Annotated in this window: 17 protein-coding genes and 2 pseudogenes; 9 read left to right on the top strand and 10 right to left on the bottom strand. The window is 60.4% G+C overall.

Annotation, left to right across the window (positions count from 1 at the left end):
* Positions 1–156 precede the first annotated feature (156 nt).
* Positions 157–1,178: pseudogene (locus tag O3W47_RS09400) on the bottom strand (LacI family DNA-binding transcriptional regulator).
* 134 nt (positions 1,179–1,312) lie between these two features.
* Complete coding sequence (locus O3W47_RS09395) at positions 1,313–1,822, bottom strand: MarR family winged helix-turn-helix transcriptional regulator (protein WP_135397413.1); 510 nt, start codon at positions 1,820–1,822, stop codon at positions 1,313–1,315.
* Between the two features lie 79 nt (positions 1,823–1,901).
* Here O3W47_RS09395 and O3W47_RS09390 point away from each other — a divergent pair, with 79 nt between their 5' ends.
* The 3 genes and pseudogenes from O3W47_RS09390 (at position 1,902) to O3W47_RS09380 (ending at position 5,423) form a co-directional block, all read left to right on the top strand.
* On the top strand, positions 1,902–2,702 hold the full coding sequence (locus O3W47_RS09390; RefSeq protein WP_269313535.1) for a creatininase family protein: 801 nt from the start codon (positions 1,902–1,904) through the stop codon (positions 2,700–2,702).
* A gap of 113 nt (positions 2,703–2,815) precedes the next feature.
* Positions 2,816–3,936, top strand: a pseudogene (locus O3W47_RS09385) (CobW family GTP-binding protein).
* A gap of 494 nt (positions 3,937–4,430) precedes the next feature.
* A complete protein-coding gene (locus O3W47_RS09380; RefSeq protein WP_004433450.1) occupies positions 4,431–5,423 on the top strand; it encodes a WD40 repeat domain-containing protein in 993 nt (330 codons plus the stop codon).
* 60 nt (positions 5,424–5,483) lie between these two features.
* Here the strand turns inward: O3W47_RS09380 and O3W47_RS09375 are convergent, their stop codons facing one another.
* From O3W47_RS09375 to O3W47_RS09360, 4 genes are all read right to left on the bottom strand, one after another.
* Complete coding sequence (locus O3W47_RS09375) at positions 5,484–5,909, bottom strand: DUF7674 family protein (RefSeq protein ID WP_080819077.1); 426 nt, start codon at positions 5,907–5,909, stop codon at positions 5,484–5,486.
* 144 nt (positions 5,910–6,053) lie between these two features.
* Positions 6,054–7,235: an MFS transporter gene (locus O3W47_RS09370; RefSeq protein WP_269313534.1), complete on the bottom strand. Its 1,182-nt coding sequence runs from the start codon at positions 7,233–7,235 to the stop codon at positions 6,054–6,056.
* Positions 7,236–7,439: 204 nt separating this feature from the next.
* Positions 7,440–8,087, bottom strand: a complete 648-nt coding sequence (locus O3W47_RS09365) for an outer membrane protein (RefSeq protein WP_269313533.1) — start codon at positions 8,085–8,087, stop codon at positions 7,440–7,442.
* A 543-nt stretch (positions 8,088–8,630) separates the two neighbouring features.
* Entirely contained in the window at positions 8,631–8,918 is a 288-nt protein-coding gene (locus O3W47_RS09360; RefSeq protein WP_080819080.1) for a hypothetical protein, read from the bottom strand.
* A 270-nt stretch (positions 8,919–9,188) separates the two neighbouring features.
* Between O3W47_RS09360 and O3W47_RS09355 the strand changes: the two genes are divergently transcribed.
* The 3 genes from O3W47_RS09355 to O3W47_RS09345 all read left to right on the top strand — a co-directional run bounded on the left by O3W47_RS09355 (position 9,189) and on the right by O3W47_RS09345 (position 12,159).
* Positions 9,189–10,367, top strand: coding sequence for a hypothetical protein (locus O3W47_RS09355; RefSeq protein ID WP_269313532.1), 1,179 nt, complete (start codon positions 9,189–9,191; stop codon positions 10,365–10,367).
* Between the two features lie 107 nt (positions 10,368–10,474).
* Positions 10,475–11,116, top strand: coding sequence for a DUF1007 family protein (locus tag O3W47_RS09350; RefSeq protein ID WP_167857065.1), 642 nt, complete (start codon positions 10,475–10,477; stop codon positions 11,114–11,116).
* On the top strand, positions 11,110–12,159 hold the full coding sequence (locus tag O3W47_RS09345) for a nickel/cobalt transporter (RefSeq protein WP_269313531.1): 1,050 nt from the start codon (positions 11,110–11,112) through the stop codon (positions 12,157–12,159). The genes O3W47_RS09350 and O3W47_RS09345 overlap by 7 nt, the downstream gene beginning before the upstream one ends.
* Here the strand turns inward: O3W47_RS09345 and O3W47_RS09340 are convergent.
* The 4 genes from O3W47_RS09340 to O3W47_RS09325 form a co-directional block, all read right to left on the bottom strand.
* Positions 12,156–12,401, bottom strand: a complete 246-nt coding sequence (locus O3W47_RS09340; RefSeq protein ID WP_269313530.1) for a hypothetical protein — start codon at positions 12,399–12,401, stop codon at positions 12,156–12,158. The genes O3W47_RS09345 and O3W47_RS09340 overlap by 4 nt on opposite strands.
* Entirely contained in the window at positions 12,388–13,080 is a 693-nt protein-coding gene (locus O3W47_RS09335; protein ID WP_269313529.1) for a GNAT family N-acetyltransferase, read from the bottom strand. Before O3W47_RS09335 ends, O3W47_RS09340 begins: the two co-directional genes overlap by 14 nt.
* Before the next feature lie 275 nt (positions 13,081–13,355).
* Positions 13,356–14,051, bottom strand: coding sequence for a tellurite resistance TerB family protein (locus tag O3W47_RS09330; RefSeq protein ID WP_004445183.1), 696 nt, complete (start codon positions 14,049–14,051; stop codon positions 13,356–13,358).
* Between the two features lie 108 nt (positions 14,052–14,159).
* Positions 14,160–14,798 (bottom strand): 2-dehydro-3-deoxy-phosphogluconate aldolase, encoded by a 639-nt coding sequence (locus tag O3W47_RS09325; protein ID WP_004433419.1) that lies wholly within the window; start codon positions 14,796–14,798, stop codon positions 14,160–14,162.
* 171 nt (positions 14,799–14,969) lie between these two features.
* Between O3W47_RS09325 and O3W47_RS09320 the strand changes: the two genes are divergently transcribed.
* From O3W47_RS09320 to trhO, 3 genes are all read left to right on the top strand, one after another.
* Positions 14,970–15,458, top strand: coding sequence for a CYTH domain-containing protein (locus tag O3W47_RS09320; protein WP_004433417.1), 489 nt, complete (start codon positions 14,970–14,972; stop codon positions 15,456–15,458).
* Positions 15,442–16,350, top strand: a complete 909-nt coding sequence (locus tag O3W47_RS09315) for a CHAD domain-containing protein (RefSeq protein WP_269313528.1) — start codon at positions 15,442–15,444, stop codon at positions 16,348–16,350. Before O3W47_RS09320 ends, O3W47_RS09315 begins: the two co-directional genes overlap by 17 nt.
* A gap of 275 nt (positions 16,351–16,625) precedes the next feature.
* Positions 16,626–17,570, top strand: a complete 945-nt coding sequence (gene trhO / locus O3W47_RS09310) for an oxygen-dependent tRNA uridine(34) hydroxylase TrhO (protein WP_269313527.1) — start codon at positions 16,626–16,628, stop codon at positions 17,568–17,570.
* The last annotated feature ends 88 nt before the right edge of the window (positions 17,571–17,658 follow it).

Raw genomic sequence — 17,658 nt, 5'->3', positions numbered from 1 at the left:
TCCAGTCAACCGAAGTGCTCGGGCTGAGAGAGTCTTTTCACCGCGTAGACACGCGGTGGCTGGATTCCGGCTCAAGGCCGGAATGACGGAAGAAGGAAACATCGCGAACAACCAGAAACATGCAGCCTGCCGCATCCATACTCCCGGGCGATGTACTCACACCCGCGGCCGCACCGGCCCGGTCGATTGCCGGATGCGCATTTCCGGCTTGATGAGGTGAATGCCATCAGGTTCATGGCTGCCCGCCAGCCTGTCCAGCAGCGCGCGCCGCCCAGGCGCCCCACCTCCGCCTGACCGTTGGAAACCGTGGTCAGAGCCGGGGTAGCAATCGCCGCTTCCTCCAGATCGTCGTAGCCGGTGACGGAAATATCCACACCCGGCACCAGACCGGCGCGGGAAATGCCGTTCATGAGACCGATGGCGACGAGATCGTTCCAGCAGACGGCGGCAGTCGGCTTCTGCGGTAGTGAGAGGAAATGCACGGCGGCCTCGAACCCGCCCTGCTTGGAACGGGGGCCGGGAATGCGCAGGTTCGGATCGACCTCGATGCCGGCCTTGCGCAGCGCATTGACGTAACCCTGGTAACGGTCGCGTCCGGTCGATGTCTGGTCGGTGCCGCCAACCATGGCGATGGTGCGGTGGCCGAGGCTGATCAGGTGATTGGTGGCCAGTGAAATGCCATAGCTATCGTCGCCGCGATAGGTCGGCATGTCGACGCCATCCATCGAACGGGCCACCAGAATGGCGGGCATGCCGTTCTCCTCGGCCAGCGTCATGTCCTCGATCGGCGTGCCGATGGCCGGCGACATGATGATGCCGTCGGAACCCAGCTGCAGCAGCGTTTCAATGAAGGTGCGCTGTTTTTCCACCGAATCGTAATGGTTGGAAAGAATGAAGGTCTGGCGGCTGCGATCCAGCTCGCTTTCGATGGCTTTCAGAATTTCGCCGTAAAACGGGTTCATCACATCGTGGAACACCACGCCGACAATGCCGGAACGCGAGGTGCGCAGGCTGGCGGCGCGGCGGTTATAAATATAACCCAGCGCCCGCGCCTGTTCCTTGATCTTGTCCCGCGTATCGGCAGCGACCAAGGGGCTGTCGCGCAATGCAAGAGAAATGGTGGCGGTCGAAAGACCGAGGCTTTCGGCAATCGTGGACAGTTTGACCTTTTGGGCCACGGCATTCCTCCCCAAACGCGTGTCAATGACGGATGGCTCCGTTTAAATTGCAATTAAACAGTTTAAACAAAATCCGCAACCCGTTTAAGGAATACCCACAAAACAGATGGTTCTTTTAAAAATTTCAGCAAAAATTATTGAAGATTGGCGTCAATCGCCTTCAAGAGTTTAACGATGTTGCGCACATCCTTGGCCGAAAGCCCCTCGACGGCCCTTGCACCGCAATTGGCGATGGAAATATTGATGTGTTCGACGCTTTTCAAACCCGCTTCCGTCAGCTTCACCAGCGTCACGCGGCCATCCTCGTCATCGCCGCTGCGTTCCACGAAGCCCTGCGCTTCCATGCGGCCGATGGTGCGGGTCATGGTGGGCGCCTTGACGCCGAGTTTCTGGGCGATCTGCCCCGGCGTCAGGCTGCCTTCCTGCGCCAGCGCCAGGATAACGCCGTCCTGGCCCGCATAAAGCCCGCTTTCGGCAAGGCTGTGGCTCAGCGCCGTGCGCATGGAACGGGCCGCCTGGGTGATGGATTGCGCCAGTTCCTCGGGGTTGAAATTCTCATCCCTCTTTTTGGCGTCCTTTACCTTCTTGCCGCCCTTTTCCTTCTTGGCGCTTTTGTCCTTATGCCCGGTTTTGTCCTTGCTCATATGCGAGTGCCTTTTACCCTGTGGCGGAACCGATATATGTTGCTGGAAATCCTTAACGAATGCACGCGCGGACTGCCATATGCCAAACTCATACACGCATTATCACGACGAAAACGTAACAGACCCGCATCTTCGCGCAACAGCTGCAATTTCCGTGCTGCCGCTCGGCGCGCATGAACAGCATGGGCCGCACCTGCCGTTCGAGACCGATACGCTGATTGCCGAAGGCATCGCCACCCGTCTCGCCGCCGCCCTGCCCGCCCACCTGCCCGTCTCCTTCCTGCCGGTGGAACCGGTCGGATATTCCATCGAACACATGAATGTACCGGGCACGAAGACCTTGCGTTACGATGAGGCCATCGAGCGCTGGCTCGGCATCGCTGAAGCCGAATATAAAAAGGGCGTGCGCAAATTCGTGATGCTGAACGCCCATGGCGGCAATTCACCGCTGATGACCATCGTCGCCACCGAGGCCCGCGCCCGTTTCGGCATGCTGGCGGTCGCCACAAGCTGGACCCGTTTCGGCGTACCGGCGGATATCGTGAAGCCGGAAGACAAGGCGGTCGATATTCATGGTGGCGATATCGAAACATCGGTCATGCTGGCGCTTCACCCCGAACGGGTGGCGATGCAGAAGGCCGAAGACTTTCCCTCCCGCCAGAGCGATTTCGCCAGCCGCTTCAAACACCTGCGCGCCTATGGCCCGCATGCCTTCGGCTGGCTGATGAGCGATCTGAACCCTAACGGCGTTGCCGGAAACGCCGCCGCTGCCACCGCGCAAAAGGGCGAAAGGCTGATTTCCCACGCCGTAAAAGGCCTTGTCGAACTGCTTGAAGATATCCACGCTTTTGACATAACGTTATTTCATAACAAAATTTGAGTGCCATGGCCGAATTCGGCCAAAATCTCTTTGAACTGCCAGGACGTCGCGCCTATATGGACGACGACACATCTTCCTGAGGCCTGACGGCCTCTCTCCACGCGGGGTTTTCCATGACCGAAACAGCTATAGCCAAGCCCATTCCAGTCACCGTCCTGACGGGATATCTCGGCGCCGGCAAAACGACGCTTCTCAACCGCATTCTCTCCGAGAACCACGGCAAGAAATACGCTGTCATCGTCAATGAATTCGGCGAGATCGGCATCGACAACGATCTGATCGTCGAGTCCGATGAAGAAATCTACGAAATGAACAATGGCTGCGTGTGCTGCACGGTGCGCGGCGACCTGATCCGCGTCGTGGAAGGCCTGATGCGCCGCCCCGGCCGTTTCGATGGCATCATCGTCGAAACGACAGGCCTTGCCGACCCGGTTCCCGTCGCCCAGACCTTCTTCATGGATGACGACGTGCGCGCCAAGACCGAGCTTGACGCCGTCGTTGCCCTGGTTGACGCCAAGCACCTGCCGCTGCGCCTGAAGGACAGCCGCGAGGCCGAAGACCAGATCGCCTTTGCCGATGTCGTCGTCGTCAACAAGACCGATCTCGTTTCGCCGGAGGAAGTGGCCCGCATCGAGGATATCGTGCGCGCCATCAATCCTTCCGCCCGCATCTACAAGACCACCCGGTCCGGCGTCGATCTCGCCCGGGTTCTCGATCAGGGCGCCTTCAATCTGGAACGCGCGCTGGAAAACGATCCGCATTTCCTCGAGCATGGCCATGACGACCACGTCTGCGGCCCCGATTGCGACCATCACCACCACGATCATGATCACCATCATCACGACCATGACCACCCGATCACGGGCATCATCACCACGATCATGACCATGGCCACGATCATCACCACCATGGCGCGGTTTCGCCGATCCATGATGTGACGGTGCAGTCGGTCTCGCTGCGCGGCGGCGAGATGAACCCCGAGCGATTCTTCCCGTGGATCCAGAAGGTCACCCAGACCGACGGCCCGAACATCCTGCGCCTCAAGGGCATCATCGCCTTCAAGGGCGATGCGGAACGTTACGTGGTGCAGGGCGTGCACATGATCATCGAGGGCGACCACCAGCGCCCGTGGAAGGAAGACGAAAAACGCGAAAGCCGCCTCGTCTTCATCGGCCGCGAACTGGATCGTGAAAAGCTGGAAAAGAGCTTCAACGCCTGCCTCGCGACGGCCTGATCCTTATCCATCCGTCACCCCGGCCCTGAGCCGGGGTGCGGCTGCGTCCGTCATCCGCCCGACGCGCAACCGCGCGGTGCGTTCTTCGACATCCTACGCGGCAGTTGAAAATCATTGACGCTCCGGCGCTCCGGGCTCACCCCCTCTGTCCTGCCGGACATCTCCCCCTCAAGGGGGAGATCGGCGAGACGCTCTCTTGTCACTTCATTCTCGACCGTCGAGAGGTGCGAAACCTCGCCACGGAACGATCTCCCCCTTGAGGGGGAGATGTCCGGCAGGACAGAGGGGGTGAGCCCGGAACGCAGGAGTGTCAGTGATTTTCAACTGCCGTGTAGGGTGGTTCCTCGACGACAAAGCGCTCTATCTCCTTGATTTCACGAATCGTCCTAACGTAAAAGCGGTTCCGCTTTTGCCGGAAATGCTTTAGAACCATGCCTGCCGCCGGGGTCGACATCGTCGCCCCATCCGACACAGATACGAAAGACCGATGCCCCATGCCGACTGTTGCCCCGCTTGATATCGAAGGCCACGTGGTCTCGACCCATTTTCTCGGCGACATTCCCCTGTTTGCCACCGCCGCCGGCACCATTCACCGGCTGGATGGCGGCGAGAAGGTGACTGAGGCGCATGACGGGCTTCTGACCTGCGTGCGCGATCCCTATAGCGCCACGCTGCTTTCCGGCGGCGAGGACGGCCGCGTGCTGCGCATCGGTCATGACGGCAGCATCGGCGAAATTGCCAATGTGCCGCGCAAATGGGTGGGCGTCGTTGCCGGCGGGCCGCAGAAGGCTGTCGCTTATGGTGTCGGCAAATCCAGCTTCGTCCGGCTGTCCGACGGCACGGTCAAGGAATTCAAGGAAGAGCGCACGGTGGAGGCCATCGCGTTTGCGCCCAAGGGCCTGCGCATTGCCGTTGCCCGTTATAACGGTGTGACGTTGCACTGGGTGGCGACCGCCGGCGATCCGGTCGATCTGGAATGGAAGGGTGCGCATACCGGCGTCACCTTCTCGCCCGATGGCAAGTTCCTCGTCACCACCATGCAGGAAAATGCCCTGCACGGCTGGAAGATGGAAGCCACCAAGGGCGGCATGGAAGCCCGCCACATGCGCATGACGGGTTATCCCGCCAAGGTCAAATCCGTCTCCTGGTCGGCAAAGGGCAAATGGCTCGCCTCTTCCGGCGCGCCGGCCGCCATCGTCTGGCCGTTTGCCGGCAAGGACGGCCCGATGGGCAAGGCCCCGGAAGAACTCGGCAGCCGCGCCAACATCATGGTCACCAATGTCGCCTTCCACCCTGTGGAAGATGTGCTCGCCATCGGCTTCATCGACGGCATGATCCTCGGCGTGCGCCTTGCCGACGGCAAGGAAGCCCTGCTGCGCCGCCCCGGCAAGGGCGCCATCACCGGCATGGACTGGAGCGCCACGGGCAAGCTGCTCGCCTTCGCCTCCGAAGCGGGGGATTGCGGGATCATCGATATTTCGGCTTGAGGGATGGACGGTCGCGTGGCGAGCTAGGGCGCGGACTCATAATGACCTGATCCCAAGGCCTCAAATTATCAGCTTTCCTGTAGCCCAGAATTCATGGACCTTATTCCACCATCCGAGAGTTTCCGGCTGCAGCCATGGACGAAAATCGTCAGAGCGAGTTTTGCGATGCAAATGTCCATTCTGTAAATCTTCGAGGAGACCTATTGTAGCCGCCTCTTTAACATATGGGTCGCCCTTGATGTGCCAGCGTTCGACAACATCAAAGACCGCGTCAAATCGATGCGTGTTACCCGTCTCCAAATCCCGAATTAGATGACGTGCAAGCTCTGACAGTGCCAAGTAAAGTGGCAACTCGTCCTCAGATCGGTATTCCTCCTGGAATGCCTCCCACTTTTCACGAAAGGATGGGTCAGCCTGCAAAAGCGGCTCAAACATATTCGAGCGATCGAACTCGACCGAAAGTGCGTTGACCTTGTTCTCGGACATAGCGCTTTTTCCTCTTCTGAGCCCCACGTTGCACCGTGGCCAATCTCACTTCCCTCATTCTTGTGCTTGTCACAGCAATGAGGGTTGTCCGAAATATCGCCGCCAGACAAGCCTTTGTGCAAGATTGCCGCCCCCTGCAATACCCTACTCCCCCACCTGCCGCCGCGTCAGAAACAGGAGCAGCAAGGCCGCGCCCGCACCAACCGAAGCGAGCCGGATCGAGACGCCGAAACTCGCATATTGCGATACGAATCCCATCAGCGGCACTGCAAAAAGCGCGGCAAGAAAGATGGAGTTCATGTAGAGCGCCGTCGCCCGGGCCGTGCGGCCGCGCGCAAAGCCCTGCACGAAAGTAAGGCAAGTGCCGGCGCAAAGGCCGTAATAGGCGCCTTCCAGCGCCGCACCGGCGATCATGGCCGGCAATGTGGTGACCGAGGCGATGACGTTGAAGGCGACGATGGCCATCACCGCCGAAACGCCCAGAAGCAGGCGGGCGCTGAAGCGGCGCATCATTCGCGGCGCAAGCAGGATGAACAGAACCTCCATGGCGCATTTGGCGCTGAGCGACAGGCCCGGAACGTAATCCGGCAGGCCGACCTCCCGCACCAGAAACACCGGCAGGGCCGAGGCGCAGAGAGCATGGGCAAAAGACATGCAGAAGCTGGCGGCCGCCGCCAGAAGCAGCGGCAGGTTGCGCCGTGTATCGTCGTCACCCGCCTGTCGCCGCTCCATCGGGCTGGTCTGGTCGCGCGGCACGACCGCAAGGGCAAGCCCGCCCCAGATGACCGCCATCAGCATGGCATTCACGAACACGGCCTTCGCGCCGGCAAGATCGAAGATCAGATAGGCGGCGGCGGGAACCAGCATCCATGCCAGCGACACCATCGTTCGCAGGAAGGCATTATAGGCGACCGTATCCAGCGCCTTCACCCGGCCATGATATCGGCCGTAACTGAAAATGAGCGTGCTGGCGGCATTGGAAAGCCCCATGCCGGTCGCCGTTATCGCCACCAGCAGCGCCAGATGCCCGAAACTCGCCGCAGCCGCCGCGACAAAAGCGCCGCACACGGAAAGCATCAACAGCGGCCTCACCCGCACCCCGGCATCGACACGCTCGCCATAAACACGGCTGGCGGCAATCGAAGCCAGCGCCGCCGTCACGCTGTAAAAACCGACGGTCGCCGGCGGATGGCCGAGCACTTGGATGATGTAAAAACCGATAAATGGCACGACAGCCGCATTGGTGCTGCCGGCAATAAAAACCAGCAGGGCGATCAAATAGGCCTGACGATCGAAAGCGCCCGGCAAAGTGCTTTTCTGGAGCATGGGAATCGACTGAAGGCTGGGAGGCGGGACGGGATGGCGGCGACCACCATCACATCAAAAAGGCCCGCTGTTCAAGCCTGCCTTGAAAGGCAATGTGCGTTTTCATCTTCGGCGGAACGTTCGCTGGATCGATGCCAGATCGCCTCATCGAGCGCGTGGGGCGTCGCAACGCTGCGCCGCCCCCTGTCGAAAACGGAATAACCGTCAGAACTTTACGCCGAGGCCAACCTTGACGACGTGTTCGCTGACATCGCCGGTCGAGGTGATCGGACCGGTACGGTAGGTTGCCTTGCCGAAGTCGTTGTAACGATATTCGACGCGTCCAAACAGGTTGTTAGTGAAGGCATAATCGATACCCGCACCGACCGTCCAGCCGTGCAGAACCTTGCTGTCCTCACCGAACGGCGCTTTGACTTCGCTATCCGTCGCAGTGTAGCCGGCGGCGGTATAGATCAGCGCGCGGTCGATGGCGTAACCGGCGCGCAGGCGTGCGGAGCCGTTCAAGCCTGCGGAAACCTCGCTGGTCACGATGGTCTTGTCGCCCCAGGCGTAACCGAGATCGCCCTCGACGCCGAGAATGACGGAAGGCGCAACTTCGAAATTATAACCCGCGAAACCGGAAAAACGGCCGCCGTCAAATTCATGTTTCGTGGTGACGCCAAAAGTGGTCGACTTAACCCGGTTCCAGCCGTAACCCGCAGACGCACCGACATAAACACCATCCCAGGAAAAGGCAGGCGCAACGTCGTTGACGACCGGCGCGGACGGAATGTCGCTGACGGCATCGGCGGCAGCGGCCACGCCGGAGAAAACGCCGAGCAGGCCGAGCGCGAGAAGTGATTGTTTCAACATGCGATAGCTCCTTGAAAATAACATCCCGTCACCTGCGGGCTGCGAGTATTTCGCGACCGGAAGCGCAGCGTCGTGACGGGGTTAACGCACCCGTAGATTGAAGAACATCGTGGTTAAAATCGCGTAAATAGCGCAGAGAAAATAGCCGGCATGGAACGTATTTCGATTAACATCTGCAATATTTACCAAATATAAATTAGAATTAACGCGGATATTCACGGGTCGGCCGCCGCGATGTAAAAACGGCTCTCACCACATCACAAAAACCACCGCGAGTAGTGGCCATCCTGCACTTCTGTGCGCGTCGTTCACATCGCGACGCGGACAAAAAAGAGGGCCGTGAGGCCCTCTTCCAGTCATGCGATGCGCCGTTTGTTCTTGCCGGAAACGCCATGCGTCAAACACACGCAACTCGAGGATCATTGCCGGCTTATGCGCTGCGCGCATCGTCTTCGTCGAAAATCCCTGATGATTTTCGAGCTGTTGCGTTGGAGCGGGATGGAGAAAAGCCCGATGGTTTCGCCATCCCGTTCCACGTTTCAGCTAGTGGCGGCGCTTTTTGCCGCCGTCATTCCTGTTGTCGATGACATCGACGGACGTCTTGTTGCCGTTCAGCACACCGTTCAGGATGCCGGTCTTGTTGCCGTTCAGAATCCCGTTATTGGACAGGATGCCGCTGACACCGAGATCGATGCTCGGCGAGACGACGACAAGGGCGCCGCCCTTGTTGCTATTACCGGACAGGATGCCTCCCAGAAGACCGCCCGCATTGGCCTGACCAACGGAAGCGACAGTAAGAATAGCGGCTACACAAGCGAACTTTGCAATCATTTCTCTCTCCTCTTTTGTTTGATCACGCCATCTGGCGTAACTGAACTGTATATTTAGAGGATTCTAATTCAAGCAAAGGCTAATATTACAATAAACGATTAACACTAATACTTGTGATTTTAATCAAATTTTACATATCGTATCTTCGCGCTCCCGCCCCTTGTTCAAACAATGCCGGTCGGCATCTGAGCCGCCGCAGTAAAGCGGCGCGGGAAACTTTATTAACCAACCAAATATAAGATATTGCTTAATTAGAGACCGGAGATGCGCATGCGGCTGGGGGGATATATCGCGCTTGTTCTCGGGCTTGCCTGCGCCTGCGGCGCACGGGCGGGGGAAAAGGCCGACGAGCACAATGTCACCTATAAATCCGGCATTGCTTATGACAGCAATTATTTCGCCGACACCAACCGGCTGAGCGCGATTTCGCTGCGCGCCGGCTTCGGGCTCAATGGCAAGATCGCGCTGGAGGGGGCGGAGCTGCGTTATTCGCTCGAGCAGGAAGAGGTTCGCCTGCCCCGTTATCGTTTCGCCAATGAACATAACACCATCGCGGCACTGGGGCTGACGAAACGATTTTCCGAAAAGCTGGAATGGGCCCTTGAGCTGCGCGGCACCCGCAGCGATGCCGGCGATATTTTCCTGCACCTGCCGGAAGAAGACATTGGTTACCGGCAGCTGGATCACAAGCTGGAGGCGTCTTCCCAGCTCGGCATCCTTGCCCTTGGCGGCAAGAACACGCTGACGGCAAGTGTCGCCAGCCTGATGAAAGGCAAGGCGCGGTTCCGCCCGGCCTATTTCCTGCCCACCCGACTGGAAGCGAACGAGGCGCTTTTATCGCTGAAGGCGGAACATGCACGATCACTCGGCGGCGGCGAGGCAGGGCTGACGCTCGCTTACGACCGCATCGCCGTGCCCGAGGGGCAGCAGGAAAAATATGAACGTTTCCCGGCCAATACGCTGCGAGGTTCTCTGGCCTATGGTTACAGGTTCTCCGACCGTTTCGCGGTTCTGGCCGAAGCGGGCTTCACATCCATTTCCGGCGATGAGATCAGCGACAAGGTAAAACGCACCCGCCCCTATCTGCGGGCCGAAGCCGAGGTGAAGGCCACCGAGCGCATCGCCTTCGGCGCGGGCTTTTCGCAGGACTATGCACTTTTCGACCCGGATGACCCGATTGCCGAATTCCATCGCCGCTTTCAATTCGTCGTGAAAAGCAGGATCACCGAAAAAGTGGGGCTCGATCTTGCGCTGCACCGGGTCCACAAGGACTGGATCTATTATAATTACGATACCAGCGAGCGCCGGCTGGTCGCGACGCTCTCCTTCGATACCGGCAAGAACAGCAAGCTGGAGGTGGAGTTCAACCGCCTGCTGCATGGCGAGCGCGATACCGACCTTGCCTATAGCGGCTCCAGCATCACCTCGCGTTTCAGCGGCACCTTCTGAAATTTAGTGCCGGCCCGCGCGAAGGATCAGCCGCATCAGGTCGAAATTCGGTCCCAATTTCTGCTAGAGTCAGACCTTCCAGATTCGAAGGCAGGACAGACCGGATAATGAACAGACGCTTTTTGCTCCTCGCGGCCGGCCTTGCCTGCGTTCCCGTCGCCGCGGCGGCGCATCCGCATATCTTTGCCGAAGCCCGCATGGAAATCGTCGAGGGGCCGAACGGCACCGTTCAGGAAGTGCGCAACATCTGGCGTTTCGACGAGATGTTCTCGGCAAGCGTGGTGATGGATTACGACAAGAACAGCGACCTGAAGCTCGATAAGGACGAACTGGCCGAAATCGGCAATACCGTCCTGGAATCGCTCGCCGAATATTCCTACTACACCTTCATCACCGCCAATGGAAAACCGGTGGAATTTTCCAAGCCCGAGGCCATTCACGTGGACTATAAGGACCAGCAGATCCTGATGTTCTTCTCCGTGAAGCCGACCAAGCCTCTGGCCGTCAAGGGCAAGCTCAGCTTCGGCGCCTGGGATCCGACCATGTATACGGCGATCGACTTCGCCAAGGACGGTGATATCGCCACGCAGGGTAAGGATCTGAATGCCTGCAAGCATCATGTCGTCCGTCCCGATCCCGACGAGGTGATCTCGCAGAACCAGGGCACGCTCACCGACGCCTTCTTCAACGATCCGACCGGCACCGACATGACCAAGCTCTTCGCCACCCGGCTGGAGATCTCATGCTGAGCCGCAGGGCCGGCCTCTTCGCCGTCGCCATCGGCCTCATTGCCGTGGCCGGTGCGGCCCATGCGCAATCGCCGCTCGGCATCGGCTCGGCCGAGCCTTCCTTTTCCGTCGGCGGCCCCTTCGCGCCGCTGATGCAATGGATCAATGTGCACCAGCAGATGTTTTATCGGGCACTGACCGGCGCGCTGAAGGCCATGCGCGAGGATGGCTGGGCGCTCAGCTCGTTGATCGGCCTCTCCTTTGCTTATGGCGTTTTCCATGCCGCCGGTCCCGGCCACGGCAAGGCGGTCATTTCGTCCTACATGATCGCCAACGAGACGCAGCTGAAACGCGGCATTCTCATTTCTTTCGTCTCGGCGCTCATTCAGGGTTTGATGGCCATCGGCCTCGTCGGTGCGGCCTGGCTCGTGCTGCGCGGCACCTCCATTACCATGACGAAGGCCACGCAGGCGATGGAGATCGCCAGCTTCGCCATGGTGGCGCTGTTCGGCGCCTGGCTGCTGGTGCGAAAACTCTGGTCGCTGCGCATCCGGCGCGAGCCTGTTGCCGTTTTTGCGGCGGCAGGTGAAACGACAGTCGGCAGAACCACTGGCATGGGCACGGGCCTCCGGTTTCAGGGCAAGCCGGTTTTTGCCGATCACGACCATGACGGCACGGGCGATCTCTGCGCCGCCTGCGGTAAATCCCATGCGCCGGATCCGATGCTGCTGAAGGGCAAGAACTTCAGCCTGCACGAGGCATGGTCCGCCATCATCGCGGTGGGGCTCAGGCCCTGCTCGGGCGCGATCATCGTCATGAGCTTCGCGCTTCTGAACGGGCTTTATCTCGGCGGCGTGCTCTCCGTCCTCGCCATGTCGCTCGGCACGGCGATAACGGTGTCGGCTCTCGCCATCATGGCCGTCTCGGCAAAGGGCCTCGCCGTGCGTTTCGCCGGCCCCGGCAGCCGCAGGGCAGCCGGCATCAGCCATGCGATAGAGATCGCCGGTGCGCTGTTCGTGCTCATCATGGGGCTGTTTCTGCTCGGCGCGTCGCTTCAGCTCTAACCGTCACGGCGACGCTGGTAACGGGCGCGCAGCCAGAACAGCAGGAAGAAACACAGCACCGCCACCGTGCCGAAGGCAGCGGCAAGCCAGGGCGAATAATCGCCCAGCCACAGCATGATCTTCGGCATGACGAAGAAGACCAGCCCAAAGCCGACGATGATGAGGGCGGCGGCGATGGCCGGCGACCAATCCTTCTTGCCGGGGCTCGGCTTTTCAGGCGCCGGGTTTTCAGGCACTGGCATCGGCAAACTCCGCACGGATATCCTCAAGCTTGCGCTTCTGCGCGCCATCGGCCGCAAAATTCTCCGGCGAAAGCCAGGCTTCGAAGGCCTTGCCGATCAACGGCCATTCGCCGTCGATCATGGAAAACCACGCCGTATCGCGATTTTGCCCCTTCGAAATCATATGCTGACGGAAGACGCCCTCGAAGGTGAAGCCATAACGCTTCGCCGTTATCTTGCAGGGCTCGTTTTCATTGTGGCATTTCCACTCGTAGCGGCGATACCCCAGATGCTCGAAAACATGTTTCGCCATCAGGTAATGCGCCTCGGTGGAAAGAGGCGAGCGCTTCATCTTCGCGCCATGGGCGACGGAGCCCACCTCGACCACGCCATTGGCGGGATCGGGCCGCATATAGCTCGCCATGCCGACGATATCGCCGGTGGCGTTTTCAACGAAGACCAGCGTGACCCAGTTGAGCTTCTGCCCCGCGCCGATGAGCCAGTCGCCAAAGGCGTCGGCATCGGGAAAGGCATTTTGCGGGAAATATTTGAGCAGCGCATTCACGCCCTCACCGCCAAGTGCGGCCCAGAGCCTCGCAAGATGTTTTTCGCGATCGAACGGCTCCGCCGTCACGTAACGGCCCTTCAACACCACCGGCTGCGGCGGCGGACATCCCTTGAAATCACTCAGATCGCGCATTCTCTTCCCCATTTGCTGGGAGAAGGATTAGGGCAAGCGGGGCGGGATGACAACAGTGCATGTGGGGTAGGATGCGGTGGCCCTGGCGGGTGTGGCTCACCCCCCTCTGCCCTGCCGGGCATCTCCCCCTCAAGGGGGAGATCGGCAGGACGCGCTACCACCACTTTATTCGCAAACGCTGAGAGAGGCGAGACATCGCCGCTTGTCGATCTCCCCTTGAGGGGGAGATGCCCGGCAGGGCAGAGGGGGGTGAACCACAGCCGCCGAGGCTAACCTCAAACCTTCGCCGCCACCACCGTCGCCTCGATATGGTCCACCAGCGCATCCGGCAGCCCAAGCCGCCCGGCCAGAAGGTCGAGATAGCCCCGCTCCGCCCGCGTATCAGCCTCGATGGCAAGCCGCGAGGCGGTGTAAAGCTCCACCTTCTGCTCTTCCGTGCGGGCGGCTGCCACCAGCGCGTCAATGTCGAGAGGATCGGCCAGTTCCTTTTCGAGGAAACGCTCGGCTTCGCTATCGAGGCCGGAGACCTGCACCTTGTCCATGATGTTGGCGCGCTCCTTCTCATCGATATGACCGTCCGCCTTGGCGGCGGCGATCATCGCCTGGATGAGCTTCAGCGCAAAATCGTTGGAAAGGGCTGGCGATTGCGGGTGGAAGGCGGAATCGGCGGGCGGGGCGAGAAGCTCCGGCTCGGGTTTCGGCGCGGCTTCAGGCGCCTGGCCGGACTTGTAATTCTTGTAGGCGAGGTAACCGAGACCGGCGATGGCGGCGACACCGCCAATGGTGGCGACATTGCCGGCGAGCTTGCGGCCGGTCTTGGTGCCCAGAATGGCGGCGGCGAGCGCGCCGGCCTTGAGCGGATTATTCTTGGCGATATCGGCGGCCTGCCCGGCTCTGTCACGGACGCTTCCCGAAAGGCCCGGCACCTGCGAGCCGAGGAATTGTTCAAGAAGCTTCTTGGCGTCGAACATCAAAATCTCCTGTAGAGGTCAAATCTACAGGGGAGATAGGAAGCCGTGGGCCGAATACAAATGTCAAACCCGCTCACGCCTTCGTGAACGGGTTTGACAGAATGCAAATCAGGCGCGCAGTGCGGCGGCTTCGGCGGCAAGCTTGGTGATGCCCGCCCAGTCACCCGTCGCCACCAGTTCGCGCGGGGCAACCCAGGAGCCGCCGACGCAGACGACGTTCGGCAGGGAGAGATAGTCATTGGCGTTCTTGAGCGACACGCTGCCGGTCGGGCAGAAGACGGTGCCGGCGAGCGGCGAGGACAGCGCCTTTAGATAAGGCGCGCCGCCGGCCTGTTCGGCCGGGAAGAACTTCAGCACCTTGTAACCCTCGTCGCGCAGCGCCATGACTTCGCTGGCGGTGGCAGCACCCGGAAGCAACGGCACCTTCGAACCGCGCGCGGCTTCCAGCACGCTTTTATTGATGCCGGGGCTGACGATGAAGGTGGAGCCGGCTTCTGCCGCCGCTTCGAAATCCCTGGCATTGAGAATGGTGCCGGCGCCGACATTCGCGCCCTCCACTTCCGCCGCAACTGCGCGGATGGCATCGAGCGCCGCCGGTGTGCGCATGGTGATCTCGATCGCCTTCAGGCCGCCTGCGACCAAAGCGCGCGCAAGCGGCACGGCGGAAGCGGCGTCATCCACGATCAGCACCGGCACGACCGGCTGGAGCTTGAGGATGGAGAGCAGTTTTTCGGAGTCCTGGGCCAAGATGAGCCTCCCTTGCGCAATTGAAACGATTGAAATTCCGTCTACCGATTAGCCTGCCTCGGCTTTCATGTCGAGGCGCACCAGCCGCATTTTTATCCAGATACTTCAATCAATTCGCTTCATCACACTATCATATTGCGATAATCTGGCGCCCCAGTTCGCGGAGACAGCATGGCCAAGGAAATTGAACGGAAGTTTCTTGTTGCAGGCGGTGAATGGCGCAATGAGGTCACGCATAGCATGGCTTTCCGGCAGGCATATGTCGCCTCGATGGAAAACCGCTCGGTCCGGGTCAGGATCGTCGACCGGCGCGATGCGACCCTGACCATCAAGATCGGCGCAAGCGCGCTTGTTCGCGACGAATATGAATATTCCATACCCCTCAAGGACGCCGAGGAGCTGATGGCAAGCGCGCCGGGCGTGGTGATCGAAAAAACCCGCCACACTGTCGATCATGGCGGCTTCACCTGGGAAGTGGATGTTTTCGAAGGGAAATATCACGGGCTGGTGGTGGCGGAAGTGGAAATGAACGACGAGAATGCCGATCCCGATCTGCCGTCCTGGCTGGGCAGGGAAGTCACCGGAGACAAGCGCTTCTCCAACCAGTCGCTCGCCATGGACTGTCCGAACGGAGACTTGCCAGATGCCCTTCAGAATTGATCCGAAAAAGCCCTTCGACAATGAAATCCGTCGGGCCGGGCTGGAGCTGATCGACGATACGGTCACGATCCTTCGCGACCAGCCGTCCGGATCGCACGAGGCCGTGCACGACGCCCGCAAGCGGTTCAAGCGGCTGCGCGCCCTCTATCGCCTCATCCGCAAGGCGGTGCCGGATTTCGGCCGCGAGGAAAACGCCCGTATTCGCGATATCGCCCGCTCCCTCGCCTTTGCGCGCGATGCAACGGCGCTGGTGGAGACGGCGGAATATCTCGAGGCCTTCGCGCGCTCGGACGCGCAGGGCGAAGCGCTGCGGTCGATCACCGCGATGCTGCGCGCGCGCCGTGACGACGCCATAGAACATGAGGCCGGTCTCGACGAGGCCATTGCCGCCGCCATTGCCGGCTGCGGGGAAGCGCGCAGGAAGCTTGAGGACCTGTCGCTGCCGGATGAGTTGAAAGACACCGCCCGGCTGCTCAGAAGCGCCTGGGCGAAACAGAGGAAAACGGCACGCAAGGCGCTCACCGATTGTCACGAGCAGGCCGACGTCGAGCATTTCCATGAATTGCGCAAATCCGGGCAGGCCTATTGGATGCATCTTGGCCTGATGCGCCGGCTATGGCCTTCCGCCATGCGCGCCAAGCGGGCCGATACCAAGCGGTTGGTGGATATTCTCGGCCATGAGCACGATCTCTCGGTTCTCGCCGCCGTCGCAGACCGCGAGCCGGAGCGTTTCGGCAATGGCGAGCGGCTGGCCCTGCTGCTCGATGCCATCATCGAGAGGCAGCAGGCGCTGCGCACAGAAGGCCTGGCGCTGGCGAACGAGGTGTTCTCCGAATCCGCCCGCACCGAAAGCCGCATCGTCGGCCTCTTGTGGCGGCAGGCGGCGAAATAGGCTGGAGACAGCGTGAAAACGTCCCGCCGGGCTCGGCGTCATCCTCGGGCCTGTCCCGAGGATCTGCAACGTTTCGATTTTGCGCGACGTGATTAGATCCTTGGGACAGGCCCAAGGATGACGGAAGACAGGTATTGCGCTTTCGCCAATGTCGGATTTGAGGCACGAAGCGCCTCCCATTTGCCTCACTCCGGCAGATATTTGACGATTTTCAAAATACCCGAACCCGCCGATAAATATTGCTTTGCGGCCGCCGTCGCTGTATTTCAGCGCCCATGACCGACACGACCATTCTCCCCCGCCCGGAAGTCTCTGGTGATTTCCTTGTGGCCGCGCTTTATCATTTCGCCCGCCTGCCGCGGTTCGAGACCCTGCGCGAGCCGTTGTTTGCGCTCTGCCAGGAAAACGGCGTCAAGGGCACGCTGCTGCTTGCCGGCGAAGGTATCAACGGCACCATTGCCGGGCCGGATGCGGGCATTCACGCCGTGCTCTCCTTCCTGCGCGCCCAGCCGGAATTCGCCGCGCTGGAGCACAAGGAAAGCCGCGCTTCGCACATGCCTTTCGTGCGGCTGAAGGTGAAGCTCAAGAAAGAGATCGTCACCATGGGCGTGCCGGATATCGATCCGAACCGCATCGTCGGCACCTATGTCGAGGCGCGCGACTGGAATGAGCTGATCTCCGATCCCGATACAATCGTCATCGACACCCGCAACGATTACGAGACCGCCATCGGCGTCTTCAAGGGCGCGGTCGATCCGCAGACGAAAACCTTCCGCGAGTTTCCCGACTGGGTGAAGAACAATCCCGGCCTGCACAACAAGCCGAAGATCGCCATGTATTGCACCGGCGGCATTCGCTGCGAAAAGGCAACCGCCTTCATGAAGGAACAGGGTTTCGACGAGGTCTATCACCTCAAGGGCGGCATCCTGAAATATCTGGAAGAAGTGCCGGAAGAAGAGAGCCTGTGGGAGGGCGCCTGCTTCGTGTTCGACGAGCGCGTCTCGGTGGTGCACGGCCTTGCCGAAGGCGACCACCAGCTCTGCCACGCCTGCCGCAATCCGATCACACCGGAAGTGCGCCTGTCCCCCAAATTCGAGGAAGGCGTGTCCTGCCCGAGCTGCTACGAAGACCGCAGCGAAGAGGACCGCCAGCGCTTCCGCGACCGGCAGCAGCAGATCGAACTGGCCAAGAAGCGCGGCGAGCGGCATCTGGGGCGGTAATCCCCGTCGGCTATCGAACTGCATAACGGTTGGGGTTTGTTTGAGCGGGTGCCGCGTGTTTCTTCTCCCCGCCGGGGAGAAGTCGGCG

Origin of the sequence: Agrobacterium sp. LMR679 (assembly GCF_027157905.1) — a bacterium.
In the GTDB taxonomy this organism is placed as follows: domain Bacteria; phylum Pseudomonadota; class Alphaproteobacteria; order Rhizobiales; family Rhizobiaceae; genus Agrobacterium; species Agrobacterium leguminum.
The sequence above is the reverse complement of the archived record's forward strand: the minus strand, read 5'-3'. Positions and strand labels throughout refer to the sequence as shown.